Source organism: Vulcanococcus limneticus LL, from assembly GCF_002252705.1.
In the GTDB taxonomy this organism is placed as follows: domain Bacteria; phylum Cyanobacteriota; class Cyanobacteriia; order PCC-6307; family Cyanobiaceae; genus Vulcanococcus; species Vulcanococcus limneticus.
In genome coordinates this window covers 19,672-41,060 of the sequence record NZ_NQLA01000027.1, presented here as the reverse complement: position 1 = coordinate 41,060, position 21,389 = coordinate 19,672, and the positions used below count along the sequence as shown (strand labels likewise).

The following is a 21,389-nucleotide window of genomic DNA, read 5'->3' as shown; positions in this document are numbered from 1 at the left end:
CAGCCAATCGCGCACTTCCGATGCACCATTGCGCCTGGCTGCTATACAAATTGCCATGGCAGGGCAGAAGCCTGTCAGGCCCGTCAGCGGGGCTGCATCAGCAACGCGAAACCCATGGTGCCGTCGTGGCCGCGATAGGAGCGCAGCTGCAGGTCCACGGGGCGGGACGGGCCCTGCTGGGGGTGCAGCTGCACCTGGAGCCGCTCGCTCCAAGCGGCGGGTGGCGATGGGGGCGGGGCAGCGAGGCTGGCCCGCATCCGCAGCTCTTCCGCCGCCGAAGTGAAGTCGGCGTAGGTCTTGCCGACCAGCGCTCGCAGGTCTGTGCCAACCAGCGTGCAGAAGGCGCTACTGGCGGTTACCAGCCGCAGGTCCCCATCCAGGAAGGCCACGGCCAGGCCCGGGTTCGTCAGCAGAGCCCCCAGGCGTCCGGCCAGGTCGGCGTTGCTGCGGCCAAGTTGCTCCAGCTCCGTCACATCCGCCAGGGTCCCCATCACCACCAGCTCGCCGTCCTGTTCCACCACCCGGGCCGATTCCTGCACCCAGAGCTGGCGGCCGTTGCGCCCGCGCAGCCGATAGCGCACCGACCATCTTCCCTGTCCGACCCGCCGGGCGGCGGCCACGCGCCCACGGTCGGGTTCGAGGATCGCCGCATCCAGCAGCTCGGGGTGGTTGCACAGCTCCAGCGCTGCCCAGCCCGTGATCGCGGCCATGCGCTGGCTCACGTAGAGCAAGCGCCCGAGGCTGTGGTCGCGCTTCCATACCCCTTCCTCCAGGGTGTCGGTGAGGCCGCTGAATTCAGCCAGCGAGGCCTCCGCTGCCCAGTGCAGGGCCGCCAGCTCGCTCACGTCGGTCAGGGTCACGATGGCCCCCTGGCGTCTGCCGTCGCTGTACCGATGGCACTGCACCTGCACCAGATAGGTCACGTCGTCGCCACTGGCCTCCAGGCTGCGCCGCTCCGCTCCGGCTACCACCGCCTGCAGTGCCTCGCGTAGTCCAGGCAGCGGCAGGCGCGTGGGCAGATCCAGCAGCGGCTTGCCGATGTCCGCTTCGATCAGGCCGAACAGCAGCACCGCCAGGGGCGAGTAGCGCAGCACCCGCAGATCGGCATCCACGATCACCATCCCCTGATTGAGGGAGTGGAGGATGCCGCGTAGATCGGTGTTGAGCCGCTCCAGCTCCTCGCTGCGGCCGCGCAGATGCTCGTTGAGGCTGTCGAGCTCGCCGTTGGCATCCCGCAGCTGTTCGTTGGAGGCCTCCAGTTCCTCATTGGAGCACTGCAGTTCCTCGGTGGAGGCCTGGATCTCCTCCGCATAGGCCTGCAGCTCTCCATGGGCCTGCTCCAGCTGCAGCAGGGAGCGGCGCAGGCTGTCCTGGCTGGCGAGCAGCTGCCGCTCCAGTCGCTCGATCTCGGCGCCGTCTGTGGCTGGTGGACTGAAGGGGGTGGCAGCCCCGCTGGCATCGCGCTGGAAGCTGAGCAGCAGCCACTGGCGCCCGCCCACGGGCAAGGGTTGCGCACACAGGCGCAGGTCGGGGGTGCCGCTGGCAGCCTCACTGCTCACCGCCTGTCCGCGGGCGCGGGCCTGGAGCAGCAGGGAACGGGCCAGCGGTTGCAGGTCGGGGTGGAGGTAGGCGTAGGCGGCGGCGGTGGCTGTCCCCTCGGGCAGGCGGCAGTAAGGGGTCACATCGCCGATGACCTGCACCAGCTCGTGCTGCTCCCCCACCACCAGGGACGGTGGGCCCACCAGCCGCACCAGGGCCTCCAGTAGCTCCAGTTGCAGCGCCGAAGGTTCGAGGGCGCCCTGGCTTGCCGGCGGCCGCGCCGCCAGGGGCGCCAGCCCGCGGAACGGTGCCACGGAGGTGCGCCCGAGCGACAGGGCCATGGCCGGCTCCGGCTGCGCACTGGCTGCGGGGGCCCCGGGGCGGGGTGTGCGACCAGCGCCGAGGTGGGCCGTTTGGTAGGTCTGCGCACTGCCCGCAACGGCGTGGAAGCCGCGCGGCGGTTCGCCATCGCCATCGCCTGGGGTCAGCACCAACACGCCGCCGCGCTGCAGGCTGAAGCGGAACTGGCCCAGCACCCGTTCCCGCAGGGGTTCCGCCAGGCCGTCCAGTCGGCTGAGGCAGACGATCAGATCCAGGTCTGGGAAGGAGGGATCCTCCCCCATGGCATGGCGCGCGAACACAACGCAGCGGCGCAGGGGATCATCGATCACGAGGTGCTGCTGCCGCTCGCTGCCGTAGCGCCGGCGCCCGTCAGCCGGGAGTGCGGTGGCTTCCGCCGCCGGATAGGTGGCGCGGCGGCCGCGGGCCAGGTTGTCTTCCAGCGGGTCGGTGGCGAAGATCCGCAACCGGTCCACCAGATCGGCGGGATGGCCCAGCAGTTCGGCGAGCTGCATTGCCAGGCCATACACCGCGAGGCCGTCGCCACAGCCAGGCATCCACACCCGCAGGCGTGCGTCGGCGAGGCCCAGATCCACGCCGGGTGAGAGCAGGTGGCGCAGCGCGACGGCGATAGCCGGGGCCTGGTCGGGTTCGTCTGGGGTGGGTTCTGCTTCAGGGGCTGTTGTTTCAGTGGCTGCCGCTTCGGGGGCTGCCGCTGGGGAACTGCCCGGTTGGTCGTCGGCTGTCTCGCGCCTACGGGTCGGTCGTCGTGTCACGCGCCCCTCGATGGCCAGCCCTGCACCACGCTAGTGAGTTTGGGGGCTGCTCTCCATCACTGCCCGCCATCTGAGCTTCGCCAGGGCCCGGAGGGGTTGCCCGTCGGCCGTAGCTGCAAGAGAAGATCGCACGTAGGGTTGAACTGCCGGCGGCCTCCCCCTTCCCAGACCGCTCGCCCCGGTGATGTCAGAGGCCAGCCAAGCCTGCGTTGAAGCCCATCCCCAGGCCGCGGAGCTTGACAACCCCTTCCGGCGGCGGCTGCAGCTGATCGACGACCCGCAGCAGAGCATGGCGCTGATCAGCCAGGTGCTGCCGCTGCGTCGGCTGGTGCCCGCGTGTCCCCAGGAGCCCTGGTGGCACTACGGCCACCACAGCCGCCTGGGCAGCATCGCTGTGAGCGCGGGCATCCTGCCGCCCGCCCGCCTCTGGATCGCCAAGCATCACACCCTCACCCTGATCCTCGGCTACGCCGGCGAGCAGACCTTCCAGCAGTCCGCTGGCGAAGTGGAATGCCTGGCCAATGGGTGCCTGATTCTCTCGGGCGATGCCGCCAGCTGCGAGAGCTCCCTGCTGAGCACGGTGGCGCTGCAGCTGGAGCCGGAGCGGTTGATGCAGACGGCCCTGCAGATGGGAGGGTTGGTGCAGAGCCCGGAGGGCTGGGCCGACCAGGTGGAACTGAGCCAGGCCTGGCTGCCGGCGGATCCGGCCGTGGCACCGCTGCAGGAGATGCTGCGGGACGTGGTGGAACGGGCCGAGCGGCTCAGCGTCTACAGCCAGCTGCTGGTGGAGCGCATGCAGCTCGATGAGCAGATCTACCGGGTGATGGCGGCGATGGTGCTGCCGGAACTCCGGCTCGACAGTCCCCTCGATCGGCTCAGACGCCGCTCCGATCAGGGCCTTGATGCCTTCGATGAGCTGGTGGCCTTCATCAACGCCAACCTGGATCAGGCCCTGGATCTCTCGATCCTGCAGGCCCACAGCTTCTACTCCCGGCGCGCCCTGCAATATGCCTTTCAGAAACGGCTGGGCTGCACCGCCACCCAGTGGATCCGCAACCAGCGGCTCGATCTGGCCCGCCAGCGCCTGCAGCAGCCCCAGCCGGGCGACAGCGTGGCCAGTATCGCCGCCTCCTGCGGCTACCGCTCGATGAGCCTGTTCAGCGTGGATTTTCAGCAGCGCTTCCACGTCAAGCCCTCCCACCTGCTGCGGGAGGCCCGCGCCGGCCTGCCCCCGGAAACCTGGTGACTACGGCGGCCGGCCAAGGGTGGTGATCCAGCCGGGCCGTGATCGTGATGCCGTGGCCATGCGGATTGCGCCACCCAAGAGCGGGAATGGAGCCCGATGCCGTCAGGGCGAAGGCAGCGGTTCCTCAGGGGGCTGGATGGACTGCTTCGGCAGGTAGTCATCGAGGAAGCTGCCGCTGGGGAGCTGCTCGGGCATCACGAAGCGGAAGCCGCAGAAGCAGTTCGTGATCGTGTCGTCGCACCACTCCAGCAGGGCCAGGGCCTCCAGCGTGGAGCCTGATACGGGATCCTTGATCGTAAGCCCGCAGTTGCTGTGGACCAGCTCGTCGGCAAGGCCGTCCACCACAACGCAGCAGCCGTCGTGGCTCAGGTCCCAGAGGTTGCCGTGCAGGATCGCGTCACCGTTTGGGGGACTGATCTCCACGCGGATGGCGCCGGAGGGGAAGGGCATCACGGTGCGCTGCTCCCGGCGCGGAGTCGGGGCCGCCCCCGGCGTGGGCTGGGGGTCTGCTGCCTGTTTCCCGTCAGCCATCAATCCTGTGGGGGGCTGGTCTGACCCTACGAGCCCCCATGGGGCAGATAGCGCTGCAGGAAGCTGCCGCGGATCGGCGCCGAGCCCTTGCGCAGCTTGAGGCCCAGGTAGATGTCCTGGCCCTCGGTCTTGGTCCACATCAGCTCCATGCGGAAGCGGCGCGTGATCGCCGTCACCGGATCGTGCAGCCGCAGGCTCATCGCCGCGCCGCGTTGCAGTTGGGGCTGGCGACCGCGGATCGCCACGCAGATGCCCGACTCACTCACATCCCAGAGGACCGCTCGCCAGAGCCCGCCCTTGTGGTCGGTGAGCTCGCCAGCCGGCGGATTCACCAGCACGGTGCCGCGGGGCTTGCGCTGGGTGCGGCCCGAGGCGCCCAGCTTGGCCGTGGCCTGGCGGGCCGGAGCGCCCCAGCCGATCAGTCCCGCGATCCAGCGGCCCAGGGCCCCGATGGCCCTGATGAGGGCGCCAATGGTGTCGCTCATCCGCCCGATCGAGTCCACCCGTGTCCCGTCAATCCCCGGAGGGTTGTTCAAGCTGACCCCCCAGTCAAGCCCAGGGAGCCTGTGGGGCCATGGGTTTGGCGCCGTGGGTCAGCGCCTCGGTCGGCGCGCCGCAGGTCCCAGGGCCGCCGGCTGACGGTGCAGCCAGCGCCAGTAGAGCAGCCCGGCCAGGCTGGCGCAGATCAGCCCCACCACGGTGGAGCCCAGCAACAGCCGGCTGGCGAAGCCCCAGCCCAGGTGCCAGAACCGCTCGCTGAGCAGCATGTCCAGCTCGGGAAAACTGGGGCCGGGGCCCAGCAGGAGGATCCCCAGCTGGTAGTTGAACCAGTAGAGCGGCAGGGAGGTGAAGGGGTTGCTGATCCAGGTGCCCGCAGCCGCCAGCAGATGGTTGCCGCGCACCACGCTGGCCAGGGCCACGCCGATCACGATCTGCAGCCCGAAGAAGGGGAAGCAGCCGCTGAACACCCCCACCGCCAGCCCGCGGGCCCGCTGGGAGGCACTGCCCTCCTGCTGCCAGAGCCACTCCAGGATGCGCCGGATGCGCTGCAGCGGGGGATGGCGGCGCGCCACGGGTGCGTTTCGGATCAGAGGCAGAAGCTTGGCAGACCTGGCCGGCGATTGGCGGTGGGCCAGGCCACAGGCCGGGGCATGTCATCAGCGCTGCACCGAAGCGGCGCCGTGCGCGTCATTCTTGATCGCAGTGCACGGCCTTGGTCCTCGCCCTGGCCCGTGTCGTTCCGTCTCCTCTCGTTGGCTCGGTTCCATGCCTTCCCTGTCCGACCGGCTGGCCCGTGGCCTGGCCGCCGCTGTGATCAGCAGCGCCGCCGTGGTGGCTCCAGCCCTGGCCCAGAGCACCGGCGGTAGCTCCGGCAAGGCCACCACCCCGGCCGCCAAGGGCAACAAGCCCAAGGCGGCTCCCGCCAAGCCCGCCGCTTCCGCTTCGGAGGCCGGTGGTTGCGGCGCCTCCAGCCCGGCCGGTGGCTGCGGTGCCCACGGCGGCCACTGAGCGTCGGCTTGCTCGCCTGTTGATGGCAGACGCCCACTACTCCTGTCCATTTCGTTCCCTTCTCTGCCGCTCCCGCCATGCAGACCGTTGACTGGCTCTGGTTGCTGCACCCGGTTCTGGCCGTGGTGGTGATCTACCCCCTGCTCGGCCAGGTGCTGCGCCTGGCACTCCAGACCCGGCGTCGCCGCCTCGAGCACAGCAAGGATCCGGCCACCGTGGGCCGCGACCATGCAGACCTGGGCCGGCTTCTCAGCGGCGCGGTGGTGCTCGGGGTGCTCGTGGCCCTGGTGGTGGTTATCGCCACCAGCAAGCCCCTGGCAGAGTTTGCCGGCGGACCCAGCCGGCTGGGGCTGCTGAGCCTGGTGGTAGTGGGCACCACGGCCGCCTTCGCCGCCCTGTGGCGGGCCCGGGACTCGGTGTACCGGGCCAGCTTCGCCCTGCTCACCTGGGCGGGGCTGATCGGCCTGGGCCTGCAGGGCGAGGTCTACCGCCTCAGCGACAACCCCTTCCAGCTGGCCTTCTGGCAGTCGCACTTCTGGGGAGGCATTGGCCTGTGCGGCCTGCTCCTGTTGTCGCTGGCCTCCAAGCCCGAGATCTACCGCAGCCTGCGCTGGCGTCGCCTGCACGTGAGCGCCAACGTGCTTGCTGCCGTGGTGTTTCTGGCCCAGGGCATCAGCGGCCCGCGGGATCTGCTGGAGATTCCGCTGAACTGGCAGAAGCCGGCCATCTACAGCTGCAACTTCGAGACCCAACAGTGCCCGGCGAGCCAGCCCTGAGTGGTGGGCGGCCGTGTCGCCTTCAGCTGGGCAGGCCGAACCAGGGGCGCAGCCGCACCCCCACGGCCGTGCCCAGCAGGGCAAAGGCAATCCACAGCCAGCCGTGCAGGCTGGTGGAGGCGATCCCGCTGAAGTAGGCGCCCACGTTGCAGCCGAAGGCCAGCCAGGCGCCGTATCCCATCATCAGGCCGCCCAGCAGGGCCGCCAGCCAGGCCGCCGCCGACGGTGGCGTGCGCACGCTCAGCCGTCCCGCCAGGGCCGCCGCCGTGGCCGAACCCAGCACGATGCCCAGGTTCATCACCGAGGTGACGTCGGCGAACAGGCTGGCCTGCAGGGCTGTGGCGAAGGGGCCCTGGCTCCAGATCGGGCTGGTATCGGGGTTCCAGCCCAGCAGGGTGGCCAGTTTGGCGGCCCAGAGCGTGAAGCCCCGGGTGACGCCCCAGGGCCGCCCTGCCAGCACCACGGTGAGGGCGTTGAGCAGGGCCAGCGATACCGCCCCTCCCACCAGCGACCAGGGGCCCAGTGCCAGGTTGCGCCAACCCGGGGTGCGCGGCCAGAAGCCCTCCTCCGCCAGCCGGGGACGCTGCCAGCGCCAGAGCGCCAGGGCCAGGATGGCGAGCACCAGCAGCTGCAGGCCGGCACCCGCCCAGCCCCAGCGCTGCAGGAGCGAGACGGGGTCGAGCCGAGGTAGGACGGCCCAGGCTTCGGTGCTGAGGCTCGCGGCGAAGGAGCCGCCCGAGAAGCTCACCAGGGTGAGCACCATCATGGCGCTGCCCCCTCCGATCGTGTAGAGGGTGCCGCAGGCGCAGCCGCTGCCCAGCTGCATGCCGATCCCGAACAGGAAGGCGCCGATCACCGCCTGCAACGCCAACGGCGCCACGGCGCCCCGCCCCACGCCGGCGATCAGCAGCGGAGCGAACAGCAGGGTGGCCACGCTGAGCATGAGCACCTGGGCGAGCACCCCGCGGCCATCGCCACGCAGCAGCAGCTGCCGGTAGGAGGAGGCAAAGCCAAAACTGGCGTGGTAAAGGCTGATGCCGAACAGAACCCCAACCAGCGCCAGGGCGCTCTGGCGCCAGCCGTAACCCACCACGCCCACCACCAGGGCGGCCACCAGGGCCAACAGCATCACCAGCAGACGGCTCTGGGGGGTGGGACGGGCGCCGGCAAGCAGGGGCTGGGCTTGGGCCATCTCTGGTGCAAGTTTAGAGGAATGTACGTCAGGGGATGGGCTCACCTTCTACCAATCAATCCACAGCAGCATGCAGCAGACCAAGAATGTGTGTGGGGCTACATCCACCTCTGTTGGGCTGATCGCCAGCAATTAAATTCTCAGAATCAGGTGGATGACTTGCCCATGGTGATCGCACCAGATCCGATGCCCGCCTCCGGCCGGCTCGCCGTTGACGACCGACTTCAGGATTTCGGGGATGTGGCGGTGCTGGCGCGCGCCCTGGCGGAGACCTCCATCGGCCTGATTCAGCTGGTGGCGGATCGCCATCCCCTGTTCCACGCCGCGGCTGGTTGCCCCGGCATTCCCGCTGACCTCGGCCCTCTCTGGCTCGACAGCGACCCCGGCACCGAACCGCTGATCCTGGGGGATCTCCAGGCTGAGGGACCGCTGCGCCAGCGCGCGATCAGCACGGCCGCCCCCCAGGCACGCTTCGTGGCCGGCTTCCCGCTGCTGCTCTCCAGCGGCCACACCGCCGGGAGCCTCTGGGCCCTGGATCCCCAGCCCCGCCAGCTGAGGGCCCAGCAGGTCGATGCCCTGCAGCGCCTGGCTCGCCAAACGGCCCGGCTGTTTGAGCACGAGTGGGTACGGGGCAGCTGCCGCTCCCTGCCCGTCGCCCTGGTGCACCCCAGGCGATCCGGGTCGCCGCTCCTGGATCTGGAGGCCTTCCACGTCCAGCTGGAGGCCAGGCTGGGCCAGCCGCAGCCCCCCCACCTGGCCCTGTTGCGCTGCCACCTGCGCAAGCTGGGTCGCATCGCCGCGATCCACGGCGATCGCCTGGCTGAACGGGTGGTGGAGGCCTTTGTGGAGCGGCTGATAGCGGCCCTCCCCGCCGGCGCCCTGGCGGCCCGCTACGGCGACTCGCAGCTGCTGGTGCTGCTGTCGGGCCCGGACCAGGGCGAGGGGATCGCCGCGGTGGCCGATCGGCTGATCGTCGCCCTCGACGCGCCCCTTGTCGTGGGGGAGCAGACCATCTCAGTGGGCATCGCCATCGGCATCGCACCCTCCGGCGCGGATCGTCCCCTGTCGGCTGCGGCCCTCCTCGCCGATGCCAGCATCGCCCTGGGGATCGCCCGCGCGGGCAACGGCAACAACCACTGCTTTGTGGATCCGGTGATCCGGGCCCGGGCCGAAGCGGAGGTGGCCCTGGAGGAGCAGCTCCGGCTGGTGCTGCATGAGCGGCAGCTGCTCCCCTACGTGCAGCCCCTGGTGGATCTGGCCAGTGGCGCCCCGATCGGCTTCGAATGCCTGGCCCGCTGGCAGCTGGCCAGTGGCGCCTGGATCCCACCGGATCGGTTTGTGCCCCTGGCCTACCGCGCCGGCCTGGCGGCGGAACTGGACCTGCAGATGATCGCCAAGGGCCTGGCCGTTGCCCAGCCTCTGGCCCGTCAGCTGCCCGGTCGGCCCATGCTGCTGAGCGTCAACATCTCGACCCAGGTGCTGGAGCAGAGGCCCCTGCGGGCGCGGTTGCTGGAGGTGCTTGCGGCCAATCCCCTGCCGCCGCACTGGAGCCTGCAGCTCGAGATCCTCGAGGACGACCTGCGCGATTCCAACGGCCAGGGTCCCCTGGCCCAGTTCCTGCTGGAGCTGGCGGAGCGCGGCATCACAATCGCCCTCGACGACTTCGGCGCCGGCCACTCCTGGCTGAGCCGGCTGCACACCCTGCCGTTCCGTTCCCTCAAGGTGGACGGCAGCTTTGTGCGCTGCATCAACGATCCGGAACGGCCGAGCAACACCCTGCTGGAGGCCGTGATCTCCCTCAGCCAGGGCCTGGGCCTCTCCACCACGGCCGAGGGCATCGAAACGGAGGCCCAGCGCCGCTGGCTGCTGGAGCAGGGGATCACCATCGGCCAGGGCTACCTGTTTGCCAGGCCCCTGGCCGAGGCCGATGCGATCGCTTACCTGGCCCAGTGGCGCGAACGGCTGGTCTAGGTCCCGGCGGGTGCCGCAGGCTTGGCCTCGCCTTCCGGAGCAGGCTCGCCGCTTGGCGCAGCCGCGGGCTCCGGCAGCGGGGGCAGTTCGGGAATCGGGTTCAGCCTCCCCTTCCGCAGCTTCTCCTGAACCTGGGGCGGGTTGGGATCGGTCTCGGGGCCCACCACATCGGTGGACAAGCGCTGCACCACCAGCCGGAAGTTGATCGGCTGCTTGCTGTTGATGTAGTCCTGAAGGGCTGCAACCTGCTTCGGCGTTGGCAGCTGCGGGTTGGTCACGCGCGCAGAGGCGCGGATCAGGGGCGGGTTCTGCGTCCAGTCGATGGACACACCCACCACGTCGGCATCCCGTCCCAGGCTCACCGTCTCCCGCTTGAGGTTGGTGGCGATGGCGCGCTCCACCAGCTGCAGGGCCGCGTCGCGCCGGGCCTGATCCAGCAGCCGCAGGAAACTGCTGCTCAGGGGAATCAACAGCAGGGCCGTGAGCAGCAGGCTCACCAGCCCCACGCGGCTGCGCCAGAAGCGGAACCGCAGCGATGGCTCCAGGATCGCGAGCACCACCAGGCCGCCGCTGAGGATGCCCAGCAGGTTGGTGGCGAACAACAGGGCGGCCCCGAGGGCCGGTTCCCACAGGCCGGCCGAGAGCAGTAGCCCCACCACACACATCGGCGGCACCAGGGCCACGGCGATGGCGGTGCCGGCAATCGACGACACCGCGTCGCTGCGCACCCGCGCGTAGGTGGCGATGCCGCCGGCCACAAGCGCAATGCCCAGATCCAGCAGGTTGGGAGCCGTGCGGCTGAGCACTTCACTGCCGAAGCTCGGGAAGCCGGAGAAGCTGCCCAGCAGGGCCGCGATCGCCGTGGTGCTCACGACGCCGGTGGCCAGGGTGCCGAGGGCCTGGCCCACCAGGGCGAAGCGCCCCTCCAGGATGCCGAAGGCCATCGAGCGCAGCGGCGAGATCCAGGGGGCGACCACCATGGCGCCGATCACCACAGCCGTGCTGTTGGCCAGAAGGCCGAGGATGGCGATCAGGCTGGCGCCCACGCTGAGCACCAGGAACACCTCATTCAGGCGCGCGTCCTGCTCGAAGTCGGCCCTGAGCGCCGTGAGGTGGTCGCTGGCGGTCACGGGTGGCTCAGCTGCGGCCATCGAAACTACCTGGACTGTTCCGCCCGGGCTCCGATGGCCAGTTCCGATCCGCTGCTGGTGGCGCTGGGGGCCGTACCCGGGGCCTGGCTTCGCTTCCGGGTGGTGAACCACTTCGAGCCGATGCTGCCCCGCAAGCACTGGGGCACCTTCGGGGTGAACGTGATTGCCTGTTTTGCGCTGGGCCTGCTCGTGGGCCTGGAGCGCAGCTGCGGCCCTGGCCAGCGGGTGCTGTTGCTGCTCGGCACGGGCTTTCTCGGCAGCTTCAGCACCTTCTCCACCTTCATCGCCGAGCTGCGGGCTGTCCTGGCGACTCGCCACTGGCGCGAGGCGAGTTTGCTGGCGGGGGGGTCGGTGGCTGGGGGGCTGGTGGCGATGGCGGCCGGCCTGGCCCTGGGGGAGCAGCCATGAGCCCGGGTCCCTGGAAGCCGCTGCTGCGGGGCGAGGTGCGCGATCTGGTGCTCGTGGCCGCCGGTGCGATCCCAGGCGCCCTGCTCCGCTGGCAACTGGAGCTGATCGGCCACCAGGCCGTGGGTGGCATGCGGGGCCTCACGGCCGCGGACCTGCTGGCCAACTTGATCGGCTGTCTGCTGATCGGCGTGCTCACCGCCCAGCCGCCTGGATCGCAACGGCTCTACCTGTGGGCCGGCATCGGCTTCTGCGGCTCGCTCACCACCTTCTCCTCCTGGATGCTGCAGCTGGCTGAGGCGCTGCGGCGGGGCTCCACCCCGGCCGCCCTGGCGGTGCTGCTGGTGAGCCTGGGGGCGGGCCTGGGCCTGGTGGTGCTGGGTTCTGCCCTGGGTCGGCGTCTAGGGACCCGGCGGGGGCGGTAGCGGGGGCGGAGCCAGGGGTGGAGCGGGGCGCCCCGGTGCCGGGGACCCGGGCCCAGGGCCAGAGGGTGGCCGCTGGCGCCTGGCGGGCAAGGAGAACAGCTGGGCCAGGGCGGCCAGGCGCGACTCGCGGGGCTCGCCGCTGAGGGCCCAGAGGCTTTCGAGGTAGAAGAACGCCACCCCCAGCTGGCGCTCGCGGGCGGCCTGCACCTGGCCCTGGATCAGCGCCATCGGCGCCGGCCGGGTGCGCTGGCCGCTCATGATTCCGATCGCCGTGGGGATGCGGCGCTGGCTCTCCTGAACCTCCGGCCGGTCGAGCTGGGGCACGAAGCTCTCCAGATCCGGGCGATAGATCTGGATCAGCAGCTCATCCACCAGACCGCGCCGCACCCAGGCCAGCCAGTCCTGCAGCTGCAGCTTGAGGGCGAAGTCGTAATAGTTGGGCGACACCGAGACGATCGCTCCGGGTCTGCGCGCCTTCACTGCCTGGCTGAGCCGGCCGATGAAGGCGGTGATCCTCTCGGTGCGCCACTTCATCCAGGCGGCATCGGCTGGGTTGGCCGGTGGCGGCTTGCCGGTTTCCTTGGCGTAGAGCGCCATGGTGAAGGGGTCGTAGCCGAACTCCCGCGGCAGGCTCATGTGGTCGTCGAACTGGATGCCATCGGCGTCGTAGTTGCCCACCACCTCAAGCACCAGGTCGGTGATCAGCTGCTGCACCTCCGGCCGGAAGGGATTGAGCCAGGCCACCTCCCCGGCGGCGCTGATCGAGGTGCGGCCGCCGTCCTGCTTGCGGGTGAGCCAGTCGGGATGGCGCCGGGCCAGCTCGCCATCGGGGGGGGTCATGAAGCCGAACTCGAACCAGGGGATCAGCAGCAGGCCGTGCCGGTGGGCCGCTTCGCTCAGTTCGGCCAGCACGTCCTGGCCCTGCAGGCCGCGGTAGCTGAAGCTCTGCAGCCCGCGCCCCTCGCTCACGGGGCTGGGGTAATAGGCATGCCCCCCGTTCCAGGCCACTGCATAGAGGGTGTTGAAGTTGAGCGCGGCCAGCTGGGCCACGGTCGCCTGCATGCGCTCGCGGTCCCGCAGGGTGGGCATGTCGTTGGCGGTGAGCCACACGCCGCGCAGCTCGGTGCGCTCGATCGCGGGGGCGGGTTGGGCTGGCACCGAGGCGCCAGGCGTTGGCGCCGGTTGGGCGCGGACGCTGCTGGGTCCGTGCAGGAGCAACGCCAGCAGCCAGCCCGCCACGAGCATCAGCACCGCGATCCGGCGAGCCCTGGGGGCCATGGCTGTGTCCGCCGCAAGCTGGGGCGGAACGTTAACGCCATGGGTCCCAAACTTGGCAACCAGCCGCTGGGTCGGGGGCGCTGCGGCCGATAGCCTTGTCCCTCTCCTGCAGCTCAAGGACGCTGAGCGGCTCTGGTATCGATCCACGGGCGCTGCAGCGCTACCGGGCGGCCTGCCGAAGCCTGCGCCTCTGGCTACGCCTCACCGAGCGCCACGGCTCCGTGGTCGTCGCCCTCACGGGGGGCGGCACGGTTGTGGCGGAGCGCCACTACCCCGAGGGCGATGGGCGCGATCCAACTTCGGGCGCCCAGTTCTATTACCACTGCCATCGCGATGGCGGCGAACACGGCCACCTGCATCTGTTCGTGCCGGCGGCCCCAGGGGCGGAGCTCACCCACCTGATCGGCATCAGCCTCGATGCCAGGGGCCTGCCGATTGGCCTGTTCACACTCAACCGCTGGGTGGCGGCGGATGCCTGGCTGCCTGCCGCCGAGACGCTGCCGCTACTCGAGAGGTTTGCATTCCCGGTGCCGGATGGTTTGTCCGCCGGCGCATCTGCCCCGGAGCCGCGCCGCCTGGATCCCCACCTGGGCCGCTGGCTCACCCACTTCCTGGTCTTCTACCGGCCCGTGATCGCGGCGTTGCTGCAGGAGCGCGACGCCTGCCTGGAACGCCACGCCCAGGCGGGCGAACGCGAGGCGGCCCTGGAGGATCGCCGCCTGGAGATCCCCAGCTCCCGCAGCATCGACTGGTCCGCGGACCTGGCCGCACTCCAGGCCGAGATCCAGGGCCAGATTCAGGCGGTGCGTCGCCGCCGCAGACCGCGCCTCAGCGTGATCATCCCGGTGCTGAATGAGGCCCAGGCGGTGCGGCAGTGCGGCGCCAGCTGGAAGGCGTTGGAAGCCAGTGGCGCCGAGGTGCTGCTGGTGGATGGCGGCAGCAATGACGACACCGTGGCGTTGCTGCAGCAGGCTGGCCTGCGGGTGGTCGCCGCGCCGCGGGGGCGGGGCCGGCAGCTGCGGACCGGGGCCGCACGGGCCAGGGGCGAGATCCTCCTGTTCCTGCACGCGGACACCCGCCTGCCGGCGAATGGGTTGGAGCTGGTGCACCAGGGACTGCAGGGGCCCCGTTGCTGGGGCCGCTTCGACGTGCACATCGACAGCGAGCGTCGCCTGCTGGCCGTGGTGGCCTGGGCCATCAATCTGCGCTCCCGGCTCAGCGGCATCGCCACCGGCGATCAGGCCCTGTTCATGACCCGGGAGGCCTACGGGCAGGTGGGTGGCTTTGCGGATCAACCCCTGATGGAGGACATCGACCTCTCTGCCCGGCTGAAACGCCTGGGCCCACCCGTCTGCCTGCGGTCGCCGGTGCTGACCTCCGGGCGTCGCTGGGAACGCCACGGCGTCTGGCGCACGATCCTGCTGATGTGGGGGTTGCGGCTCGCCTACTGGCTCGGGGTGCCCGCCACCGTCCTGGTGCGCCTCTACCGCTGAGGAGCGCTCAGCAGCAGGAGCCGCCTGCGGAGGCCTCGGCCGTGGTGGTGTCGAACGGCAGGGAGCCGCCGCAGCCGGCGAACAGGCCGTAGTGGCGGCTGAAGTCGCCGATGAACGTGAAATGGTCCGCAAAGCGGCTTTCGGCGAGCATGCGGTAGGTGTTGCCGCACACCGGAAACACCCGGCCGGTCTCGATCAGGTGGTGCTTGTCGAAGGGCAGCTGGTGGGGGTGCTCGGGGATCGTGCCGCGATAGATCACCGCCTGGCCGTGGTCCTCGCAGGCGTCCTCCAGGCCGTCGATGTGGAACAGCCGGTAGGTGGCGGAATGGAAGCCGATCGTGCCGGTGCGGGCGGCCAGATCGGCGTCGGTGACCTGCAGGGGCCGGTCGCTCACCAGCCGGGGATCGGCGAAGCCGGCCTGCCGCGCCAGCCGCAGGAAGTCGTTCCAGTAGAGGGCGCCGCTCAGGCATTCGCCGTAGAGCACCGGATCGTCGCGCAGCGCCTGGGGAATGCGCCGATCGGCGTAGACATCGGCGAAGTAGAACTCACCGCCGGGCTTCAACAGCCGCCTTACCCCCTGCAACACGGCGAGCTTGTCAATAGAGAGGTTGACGACGCAGTTGGAGATCACCAGATCGAAACTGGCGGGCTCCAGATCCAGCTCCTCCAGCCGCTCGATGGCGCCTTCCAGGAAGCGCACATTGGCGTAGCCGAAGCGCTCGGCGTGGAAGGCGCAGTGGCGCTCGGCCACCGCCAGCTGCTCGGCGGTCATGTCCACGCCCACCACCTCGCCGCTCGCCCCCACCAGCTGGGCGAGCAGGTACACATCCCGGCCGCTGCCAGAGCCCAGGTCCAGCACCCGGGCCCCCTGCAGCAACGGCGGTGCCACCAGGCCGCAGCCGTAGTAGCGCGACAGCACCTCGGGGTGAATGCGGGCCAGCAGGGGCCTGAGGGCCTCGGGCACGCTGGTGGCATCGCAGCAGGCGCTGGTGCGCAGGTCCGCGGTGCCCGTGAGGGTGGAGCCGTAGTACTCCTGAACGGCGCTGGTGAGGCTGGTCATGGCGGAGACGGGAGGGCAGGGGCGGAAGGATCCCCATGCCAGCCTGGCGGTTCATGCCCCCGGATCGCCCTTGCAGTGCCGCACGATCCTGATGGCGAAGGCACCGCTACCCGGCCAGGTGAAGACCCGCCTGATCCCCGCCCTGGGGCCGGAGGGGGCGGCGGCCCTGGCGGCCGCGATGCTGGAGCGGGCGGCGGCCACCGCCATCGCGGCCGATCTGGGGCCGGTGGAGCTGTGCGTGGCCCCCGCGCTGCAGCTGTCCATCTGGCGGCGGCTCCAGCTGCCCCCGGGCCTGGCCTGGAGCGCGCAGGGGGAGGGGGATCTGGGCGAGCGGATGGCGCGGGCCGCCAGCCGTGCGCTTGAAGGCGGCGATCCGGTGCTGCTGATCGGCATGGACTGCCCTGCCCTGGGGGTGCCCCAGCTGCGGGTCGCCGCCGCCCAGCTGCTGCACCACGATGCGGCCCTGGTGCCGACGCGGGATGGGGGCTATGCCCTCTTGGGGCTGCGGCGCTTTGAGTCCAGCCTGTTCGCGGCCATGCCCTGGAGTACGCCGGCGGTCCTGGCCGAAACGCGCCGCCGCCTGGCCACCGCCGCTTGCTCCTGGCATGAGCAGGAGCCCCTGGTGGACATCGACACGCCGGCCGACCTCGCCAGCCTGCAGGGCGAGCTGCGGCAGCTGGCGAGCCGCTGACCTGCTGAACACTGCCTCAGCCCAGGGCCCCGCCGCAGCTGGAGCCGCTCCCTGCGGTACATCCAAAGCAGTGCTCGCCCACGTGGATCGGTGTCCCCTGCGGATCGCACTCCAGCAGATCCCGCAGCTGGGCAGCTCCATGGTTCGGTGCGGTTCCACCGGCCAGGGGCAGTTGCAGCTGCTGGTTGAAGTCGCAGTCGAACAGCTGGCCCTGCCAGTCGACGCTGATCAGCGAGCGGCACATCACCTGCTCCAGATTCACCTGGCGGTGGCTGGCGCGCAGCAGTGCCTGGTAGCCCTCCAGCTGGCCGCTGGCCCGCAACACGGCGCCAAAGCGCTGGATCGGCATGTTGGCCAGGGCATAAAGCTGGTTGAAGACGATGCCGAACTCGGCCGCCAACACCCGCTTGTAGTCGGCCTCCAGCTGGGCCTGGGGTGGGGGCAGCACCGGCCCCTGGGGGTTGTAGACGAGGTGAAGCTCCAGGCCCGAGTCCGGCTGGCCATAGCCCAGGGCATTGAGCCGTTGCAGCCCGGCGATGCTGCGCGCGAACACGCCATCCCCGCGCTGGCGATCGACGTTGGCCTCGAGATAGCACGGCAGTGATGCCACCACGGTGACGCCCTGCTCCGCCAGAAACGTCGCCAGATCCTCCTGGCCTGGCTCGGACAGGATGGTGAGGTTGCAGCGATCGATCACCTCCACGCCCTGGGCGCGGGCGGCCCGCACCAGGCCGCGGAAGCCCGGGTGCAGTTCGGGGGCGCCGCCGGTGAGATCCAGGCAGCCGATTCCCCGAGCCGCAAGCACCGCCGGGATCAGCGCCAGGGTGGCGTCGTCCATCCGCTCGGTGCGGCTGGGCCCGGCGTTCACATGGCAATGGCTGCAGGCCTGGTTGCACTGGTAGCCCAGGTTCACCTGCAGGGTGGTGAGGGCGGTGCGGTGAATGGCGGGAAACCCAGTCACGCCGGCCGAAGTCCCGGATTCCTGCAGGTCGGCGGGCAGGGGAGGGGAAGACACCATCTCAGGGGCGGATCGCAGCTGCAAACGCCGGCCCAGCCGGCGGGCCGTCACCAGCCAGCGCCATCATGGCGACTGCGGGCAGGGCGTCGCCTAGGTCCCGCTCAGGCCGCGCTCACTGCCGCCTGCCTTAGCGCCGGCAGGCGCCGGCTGCTCAGATACGACAGGCCCACCAGCAGGGCTGAGCACCACAGGCACGCCTGCATTCCGCCGAGCAGATACACGCCACCGGAGAGCAGGGTGCCCAGCAGCCGTCCGGCGGCATTGGCCATGTAATAGAAGCCCACGTTCAGGCTCACCGATTCGCTGTCGGTGTAGGCGAGCACGAGATAGCTGTGGATCGAGGAATTCATGGCGAACACAGCCCCGAAGGCCGCCAGCCCCACCACGATCGCCACCCCCGGATGGGCCACCTCGCGCCAGAGGGCCACGGCGATCAGGGCCGGGATGGCGGTGAGCAGCGCACTCCAGAACTGCACGGCCGCGGGGCCAGGCGGGGCGCTCTGGCCCCAGGCACGGCGCAGGGCCGGGGCGGAGCCCTGCACGATGCCGTAGCCGATCACCCACAGGCCCAGGAAGCCGCCCACCTCCCAGAACCGCCAGCCCAGGCTCGCCTCCAGAAACACCGGCAACGCCACCACGAACCAAACATCGCGGGCGCCGAACAGGAAGAAGCGCGCCAGCGACAGCACATTGATCCCCTCACTCTTGGAGAAGATTGAGGCGAATCCCGGTTTCTGCTTCATCCTGCCGATCTCGCCAGGCAGCACCAGGGTTCCCAGCAGGGCCACGAACAGCCCCGCCGCCATCGTTGCCACGGAGCCCGCGAAGCCGAGGCTGGCCAGCAGCACGCCGCCGAGGAAGAAGCCCACGCCCTTGAGGGCGTTCTTGGAACCGGTGAGAATCGCCACCCAGCGGAACAGCTGCTGCTCGCCGCGCTGCTCCTCGCCGGGGGTCTGGGGCACCACTGTCTTGATGGCACTCTTGGCGCTCATCTTGTTGAGGTCCTTGGCGATGCCGCTGAGGGCCTGGGCCGCCATCACGTAGACGACGGACGTCAGCTTGGGCCAGCTGGCCGAGACGGGCACCAGCATCAACAGGGCCAGGATCTGCAGCACCATCCCGGCCCAGAGCGTGAGCCGCAGGCCGAAGCGCGCCCCCAGCCAGCCGCCATAGAGGTTGGTGAGGATGCCGAAGAATTCGTAGAACAGGAACAGAAAGGCGATCTCCAGGGTGGAGTAGCCGAGCTGGTGGAAGTGGAACACCACCAGCATGCGCAGGGCGCCATCGGTGAGGGTGAAGGCCCAGTAGGCGCCGGTCACCACCATGTACTGCTGCAGCGCCGAGAGTGGCTGGCGCAGGCTGACGCGCGAATCGCGCTGGGAGTTGCCCTGATCCATGGCTCAGTTCGCCACTGGGGCGGATTCGCCGGTGGGCTCGCTCGCCACCACGTGGCTCACCAGGTCGGCCAGGCGGCAGCTGTAACCCCACTCGTTGTCGTACCAGGCGTAGACCTTGAGCTGGGTGCCATTCACCACCAGCGTCGAGGGGCCATCGACGATGGCGCTGCGGGGATCGTTCACGTAGTCGATGGACACCAGCGGTCGGGTCTCGTAGCCGAGAATTCCGGCCAGTGGGCCGGCGGCGGCGGCCGCGAAGGCACCGTTCACCTCCTCCACGCTGACGCTGCGCTCCAGTTCGAACACCGCATCGGTGAGGGAGCCATTGAGCAGCGGTATCCGGACGGCGTGGCCGTTGAGGCGCCCCTGCAGCTCGGGGAAGATCAGGCCGATCGCCTTGGCCGAGCCCGTGGTCGTGGGAATCAGGCTCTGGCTGGCGGAGCGGGCCCGGCGCAGGTCGCCCTTGAAGCCATCGACGACGACCTGGGTGTTGGTGATGTTGTGCAGGGTGGTGATTGAGCCGTGGCGGATGCCGAAGCTCTCGTGCACCACCTTCACCACAGGCGCCAGGCAGTTGGTGGTGCAGGAGGCCCCGGTCACTAGGCGATGGACGGCGGGGTCGTAGAGCTGGTGGTTGATGCCGAACACCACGTTGAGGGCCTCGGCGCCGGCGATCACGCCCTTCACCGGGCAGGCCACCACGACGCGCCGCAGGCCGGCCTGATCGAAGTAGGGCTGCAGGGTTTCGGGCGTCTTGAACCTGCCGCTGCACTCGAGCACCAGCTCCACCCCGGCCTCTCGCCAGGGCACGGCCGTGGGATCGGCGTGGCGGCTGGTGCCGATCGTCTGGCCCGCCACCGTGAACGCCTCCGGTCGGTCGGGGCTGACGGCCACGTCGTGGTGCCAGCGGCCATGCACCGAGTCGAAGGCGAGCAGGTGGGCGGCGGCGACGGCATCGGCGGCGGGATCGTTGATGTGCACGATCTCGATGCCGGGGCGGCCCCAGAGGGCGCGGAACACGAGACGGCCGATGCGACCGAAGCCGTTGATGCCGAGTTTCATGGGAAGGGCTTGCTGCGGATCACGGACCGGGCTGGGCCCCCGCGGGGCCCCGATCAAGTCCAGTTGATGAATCAATTAAACTTGATGCCATGCGTGTTCTGGATCACCCCATCGCCCCCGAGCAGGCCCGGGCCCGGCTCAAGGCCCTCGCTGACCCCTTGCGCCTGCAGGTGATCGAGGTCCTGGCTGGCGGCGAGCGCTGCGTCTGTGACCTCACGGCTGAGCTGGGCCTGGCCCAGTCGAAGCTGTCCTTCCACCTCAAGGTGCTGAAGGAGGCGGGCCTGCTGGCCGACCGCCAGGAGGGCCGCTGGACCTACTACCGCCTCCGGAGTGAGGCCATCGAGCAGCTCCAGCAGTGGCTGGGTGGCCTGGCCGGCCACTGCCGCACCCCCGCACCCCCCTGCCTGTGATGCCGATCACCCGCCCCCAGGAGCCGCCCCCCGATCCCCTCAGGGCGCGGTTGTCCCTGCTCGATCGCTTTCTGCCGGTCTGGATCCTGCTGGCGATGGCCGGCGGGTTATTGCTCGGCCGGCTGGTGCCCGGGCTGCAGGGCTGGCTCGATGCCGTGCAGGTCGGCCAGACCTCCCTGCCGATCGCCTTCGGCCTGTTGCTGATGCTCTACCCGGTCCTGGCCAAGGTGCGCTACGAGCAGATGGGTTCCTCCCGGGGCGACCGCAAGCTGTTGCGCCTCTCCCTGCTGTTGGTGTGGTTGCTGGGTCCGGCGCTGATGTTCGCCCTGGCCTGGCTGTTTCTGCCCGATCAGCCCGCCTATCGCACCGGTCTGGTGCTGATCGGCATCGCCCCCTGCATTGCCATGGTGCTGATCTGGATTGATCTGGCCCAGGGGAATCGCGAGGGCGCGGCGCTGTTGGTGGCCGTCAACTCGATCCTGCAGGTGCTGCTCTATGCCCTGCTCGGCAGCTTCTACCTCCAGGTTCTGCCCGGCTGGTTCGGCTGGGATCGCCAGGAGGTGGCCATCTCCACCGCCGAGATCGCCCGGGCGGTGCTGATCTTTCTGGGCATCCCGCTGGTGGGGGGCTTTCTCACCCGCTGGATCGGCCTGCGGGTCAAGGGCCGCCGCTGGTATGAGCAGCGCTTTCTGCCGCTGATCAGCCCTCTGGCGCTCTACGGCCTGCTGTTCACGATCCTGGTGATGTTCGCCCTGCAGGGCCAGGCGATCACGTCCGAGCTGGGCACCGTGGTGCGGATCGCGATGCCCCTGCTCTGCTACTTCGCGATCATGTGGGGCGTGGCCTTCGCCGTGGGCGTTCGCCAGGGGCTGAGCTATCCGGACACGGCAACCCTGGCCTTCACCGCGGCGGGCAACAACTTCGAGCTGGCGATCGCGGTCAGCGTCAGCCTCTTTGGGGTGAGTTCGGGCCAGGCGCTGGCGGGCGTGATCGGCCCACTGATTGAGGTGCCGGTTCTGGTCAGCCTCGTGTATCTGTCGCTGGGGCTGCGCAGGCGGTTCTACGGGGCCGGCAGCTGAGGCCCCGAGCGGTCGCCGGCCAGCCAAGCGGGCAGGCCCGG

The 21,389-nt window shown here is 70.0% G+C and carries 21 protein-coding genes; 10 read left to right on the top strand and 11 right to left on the bottom strand.

Going from position 1 to position 21,389, the window contains the following annotated elements:
• Positions 1 to 83 precede the first annotated feature (83 nt).
• On the bottom strand, positions 84 to 2,474 hold the full coding sequence (locus tag CJZ98_RS11410) for a CheR family methyltransferase (protein ID WP_094591255.1): 2,391 nt from the start codon (positions 2,472 to 2,474) through the stop codon (positions 84 to 86).
• A 364-nt stretch (positions 2,475 to 2,838) separates the two neighbouring features.
• Between CJZ98_RS11410 and CJZ98_RS11405 the strand changes: the two genes are divergently transcribed.
• Entirely contained in the window at positions 2,839 to 3,900 is a 1,062-nt protein-coding gene (locus CJZ98_RS11405) for an AraC family transcriptional regulator (protein ID WP_094591254.1), read from the top strand.
• A 102-nt stretch (positions 3,901 to 4,002) separates the two neighbouring features.
• Here CJZ98_RS11405 and CJZ98_RS11400 read toward each other — a convergent pair whose 3' ends face one another.
• The 3 genes from CJZ98_RS11400 to CJZ98_RS11390 all read right to left on the bottom strand — a co-directional run bounded on the left by CJZ98_RS11400 (position 4,003) and on the right by CJZ98_RS11390 (position 5,504).
• Positions 4,003 to 4,431, bottom strand: a complete 429-nt coding sequence (locus CJZ98_RS11400; protein WP_157910962.1) for a hypothetical protein — start codon at positions 4,429 to 4,431, stop codon at positions 4,003 to 4,005.
• A 26-nt stretch (positions 4,432 to 4,457) separates the two neighbouring features.
• On the bottom strand, positions 4,458 to 4,916 hold the full coding sequence (locus CJZ98_RS11395; protein WP_094591252.1) for a PilZ domain-containing protein: 459 nt from the start codon (positions 4,914 to 4,916) through the stop codon (positions 4,458 to 4,460).
• Between the two features lie 108 nt (positions 4,917 to 5,024).
• Positions 5,025 to 5,504, bottom strand: a complete 480-nt coding sequence (locus tag CJZ98_RS11390; protein WP_232756416.1) for a DUF2062 domain-containing protein — start codon at positions 5,502 to 5,504, stop codon at positions 5,025 to 5,027.
• Positions 5,505 to 5,697: 193 nt separating this feature from the next.
• Here CJZ98_RS11390 and CJZ98_RS11385 point away from each other — a divergent pair, with 193 nt between their 5' ends.
• The gene (locus CJZ98_RS11385) at positions 5,698 to 5,940 is read left to right on the top strand and encodes a hypothetical protein (protein WP_094591251.1); all 243 of its coding nucleotides are present in this window, start codon (positions 5,698 to 5,700) and stop codon (positions 5,938 to 5,940) included.
• A gap of 77 nt (positions 5,941 to 6,017) precedes the next feature.
• Positions 6,018 to 6,716 (top strand): DUF4079 domain-containing protein, encoded by a 699-nt coding sequence (locus CJZ98_RS11380; RefSeq protein WP_094591250.1) that lies wholly within the window; start codon positions 6,018 to 6,020, stop codon positions 6,714 to 6,716.
• 22 nt (positions 6,717 to 6,738) lie between these two features.
• Here CJZ98_RS11380 and CJZ98_RS11375 read toward each other — a convergent pair whose 3' ends face one another.
• Positions 6,739 to 7,908 (bottom strand): YeeE/YedE family protein, encoded by a 1,170-nt coding sequence (locus CJZ98_RS11375; protein WP_094591249.1) that lies wholly within the window; start codon positions 7,906 to 7,908, stop codon positions 6,739 to 6,741.
• 165 nt (positions 7,909 to 8,073) lie between these two features.
• On the opposite strand from CJZ98_RS11375, the gene CJZ98_RS11370 reads away from it, so the two are divergent.
• A complete protein-coding gene (locus CJZ98_RS11370; RefSeq protein ID WP_198537720.1) occupies positions 8,074 to 9,879 on the top strand; it encodes a GGDEF domain-containing phosphodiesterase in 1,806 nt (601 codons plus the stop codon).
• Here CJZ98_RS11370 and CJZ98_RS11365 read toward each other — a convergent pair.
• Positions 9,876 to 11,009 (bottom strand): DUF389 domain-containing protein, encoded by a 1,134-nt coding sequence (locus tag CJZ98_RS11365; protein WP_232756415.1) that lies wholly within the window; start codon positions 11,007 to 11,009, stop codon positions 9,876 to 9,878. The genes CJZ98_RS11370 and CJZ98_RS11365 overlap by 4 nt on opposite strands.
• Positions 11,010 to 11,063: 54 nt before the next feature.
• Here CJZ98_RS11365 and CJZ98_RS11360 point away from each other — a divergent pair, with 54 nt between their 5' ends.
• Positions 11,064 to 11,438, top strand: a complete 375-nt coding sequence (locus tag CJZ98_RS11360) for a fluoride efflux transporter FluC (RefSeq protein ID WP_094591246.1) — start codon at positions 11,064 to 11,066, stop codon at positions 11,436 to 11,438.
• Positions 11,435 to 11,860 carry a FluC/FEX family fluoride channel gene (locus CJZ98_RS11355; protein ID WP_094591245.1) on the top strand — a complete coding sequence of 142 codons (426 nt, stop codon included), beginning with the start codon at positions 11,435 to 11,437 and terminating at the stop codon, positions 11,858 to 11,860. The genes CJZ98_RS11360 and CJZ98_RS11355 overlap by 4 nt, the downstream gene beginning before the upstream one ends.
• Here CJZ98_RS11355 and CJZ98_RS11350 read toward each other — a convergent pair.
• The gene (locus CJZ98_RS11350; RefSeq protein WP_232756414.1) at positions 11,837 to 13,138 is read right to left on the bottom strand and encodes a glycoside hydrolase family 10 protein; all 1,302 of its coding nucleotides are present in this window, start codon (positions 13,136 to 13,138) and stop codon (positions 11,837 to 11,839) included. The genes CJZ98_RS11355 and CJZ98_RS11350 overlap by 24 nt on opposite strands.
• 95 nt (positions 13,139 to 13,233) lie before the next feature.
• Here CJZ98_RS11350 and CJZ98_RS18840 point away from each other — a divergent pair, with 95 nt between their 5' ends.
• Positions 13,234 to 14,631, top strand: a complete 1,398-nt coding sequence (locus tag CJZ98_RS18840) for a TIGR04283 family arsenosugar biosynthesis glycosyltransferase (RefSeq protein WP_198537719.1) — start codon at positions 13,234 to 13,236, stop codon at positions 14,629 to 14,631.
• A gap of 7 nt (positions 14,632 to 14,638) precedes the next feature.
• Here the strand turns inward: CJZ98_RS18840 and CJZ98_RS11340 are convergent, their stop codons facing one another.
• Positions 14,639 to 15,691 (bottom strand): methyltransferase domain-containing protein, encoded by a 1,053-nt coding sequence (locus CJZ98_RS11340; RefSeq protein WP_094591244.1) that lies wholly within the window; start codon positions 15,689 to 15,691, stop codon positions 14,639 to 14,641.
• Here CJZ98_RS11340 and CJZ98_RS11335 point away from each other — a divergent pair.
• A complete protein-coding gene (locus CJZ98_RS11335; RefSeq protein ID WP_094591243.1) occupies positions 15,690 to 16,382 on the top strand; it encodes a TIGR04282 family arsenosugar biosynthesis glycosyltransferase in 693 nt (230 codons plus the stop codon). The two genes, CJZ98_RS11340 and CJZ98_RS11335, sit on opposite strands and share 2 nt — an antisense overlap.
• A 16-nt stretch (positions 16,383 to 16,398) precedes the next feature.
• Here the strand turns inward: CJZ98_RS11335 and arsS are convergent, their stop codons facing one another.
• From arsS to CJZ98_RS11320, 3 genes are all read right to left on the bottom strand, one after another.
• Positions 16,399 to 17,400: an arsenosugar biosynthesis radical SAM (seleno)protein ArsS gene (gene arsS / locus CJZ98_RS11330; protein WP_094591257.1), complete on the bottom strand. Its 1,002-nt coding sequence runs from the start codon at positions 17,398 to 17,400 to the stop codon at positions 16,399 to 16,401.
• Positions 17,401 to 17,501: 101 nt separating this feature from the next.
• Positions 17,502 to 18,797, bottom strand: a complete 1,296-nt coding sequence (gene arsJ / locus CJZ98_RS11325; RefSeq protein ID WP_094591242.1) for an organoarsenical effux MFS transporter ArsJ — start codon at positions 18,795 to 18,797, stop codon at positions 17,502 to 17,504.
• A 3-nt stretch (positions 18,798 to 18,800) separates the two neighbouring features.
• A complete protein-coding gene (locus tag CJZ98_RS11320; protein WP_094591241.1) occupies positions 18,801 to 19,859 on the bottom strand; it encodes an ArsJ-associated glyceraldehyde-3-phosphate dehydrogenase in 1,059 nt (352 codons plus the stop codon).
• 89 nt (positions 19,860 to 19,948) lie between these two features.
• Between CJZ98_RS11320 and CJZ98_RS11315 the strand changes: the two genes are divergently transcribed.
• Both CJZ98_RS11315 and arsB read left to right on the top strand, forming a co-directional pair.
• Positions 19,949 to 20,269: an ArsR/SmtB family transcription factor gene (locus CJZ98_RS11315; protein ID WP_094591240.1), complete on the top strand. Its 321-nt coding sequence runs from the start codon at positions 19,949 to 19,951 to the stop codon at positions 20,267 to 20,269.
• The gene (gene arsB / locus CJZ98_RS11310) at positions 20,269 to 21,348 is read left to right on the top strand and encodes an ACR3 family arsenite efflux transporter (protein ID WP_094591239.1); all 1,080 of its coding nucleotides are present in this window, start codon (positions 20,269 to 20,271) and stop codon (positions 21,346 to 21,348) included. Before CJZ98_RS11315 ends, arsB begins: the two co-directional genes overlap by 1 nt.
• The last annotated feature ends 41 nt before the right edge of the window (positions 21,349 to 21,389 follow it).

Excerpts from the sequence above, each read along its gene's own strand:
- CJZ98_RS11405 (WP_094591254.1), top strand. The coding sequence starts at position 2,839 with ATGTCAGAGGCCAGCCAAGCCTGCGTTGAAGCCCATCCCCAGGCCGCG.
- CJZ98_RS11400 (WP_157910962.1), bottom strand. The coding sequence starts at position 4,431 with ATGGCTGACGGGAAACAGGCAGCAGACCCCCAGCCCACGCCGGGGGCG.
- CJZ98_RS11395 (WP_094591252.1), bottom strand. The coding sequence starts at position 4,916 with ATGAGCGACACCATTGGCGCCCTCATCAGGGCCATCGGGGCCCTGGGC.
- CJZ98_RS11385 (WP_094591251.1), top strand. The coding sequence starts at position 5,698 with ATGCCTTCCCTGTCCGACCGGCTGGCCCGTGGCCTGGCCGCCGCTGTG.
- CJZ98_RS11380 (WP_094591250.1), top strand. The coding sequence starts at position 6,018 with ATGCAGACCGTTGACTGGCTCTGGTTGCTGCACCCGGTTCTGGCCGTG.
- CJZ98_RS11375 (WP_094591249.1), bottom strand. The coding sequence starts at position 7,908 with ATGGCCCAAGCCCAGCCCCTGCTTGCCGGCGCCCGTCCCACCCCCCAG.
- CJZ98_RS11370 (WP_198537720.1), top strand. The coding sequence starts at position 8,074 with ATGGTGATCGCACCAGATCCGATGCCCGCCTCCGGCCGGCTCGCCGTT.
- CJZ98_RS11360 (WP_094591246.1), top strand. The coding sequence starts at position 11,064 with ATGGCCAGTTCCGATCCGCTGCTGGTGGCGCTGGGGGCCGTACCCGGG.
- CJZ98_RS11355 (WP_094591245.1), top strand. The coding sequence starts at position 11,435 with ATGAGCCCGGGTCCCTGGAAGCCGCTGCTGCGGGGCGAGGTGCGCGAT.
- CJZ98_RS11350 (WP_232756414.1), bottom strand. The coding sequence starts at position 13,138 with ATGGCCCCCAGGGCTCGCCGGATCGCGGTGCTGATGCTCGTGGCGGGC.
- CJZ98_RS11335 (WP_094591243.1), top strand. The coding sequence starts at position 15,690 with ATGGCGGAGACGGGAGGGCAGGGGCGGAAGGATCCCCATGCCAGCCTG.
- CJZ98_RS11340 (WP_094591244.1), bottom strand. The coding sequence starts at position 15,691 with ATGACCAGCCTCACCAGCGCCGTTCAGGAGTACTACGGCTCCACCCTC.
- arsS (WP_094591257.1), bottom strand. The coding sequence starts at position 17,400 with ATGGTGTCTTCCCCTCCCCTGCCCGCCGACCTGCAGGAATCCGGGACT.
- arsJ (WP_094591242.1), bottom strand. The coding sequence starts at position 18,797 with ATGGATCAGGGCAACTCCCAGCGCGATTCGCGCGTCAGCCTGCGCCAG.
- CJZ98_RS11320 (WP_094591241.1), bottom strand. The coding sequence starts at position 19,859 with ATGAAACTCGGCATCAACGGCTTCGGTCGCATCGGCCGTCTCGTGTTC.
- CJZ98_RS11315 (WP_094591240.1), top strand. The coding sequence starts at position 19,949 with ATGCGTGTTCTGGATCACCCCATCGCCCCCGAGCAGGCCCGGGCCCGG.
- arsB (WP_094591239.1), top strand. The coding sequence starts at position 20,269 with ATGCCGATCACCCGCCCCCAGGAGCCGCCCCCCGATCCCCTCAGGGCG.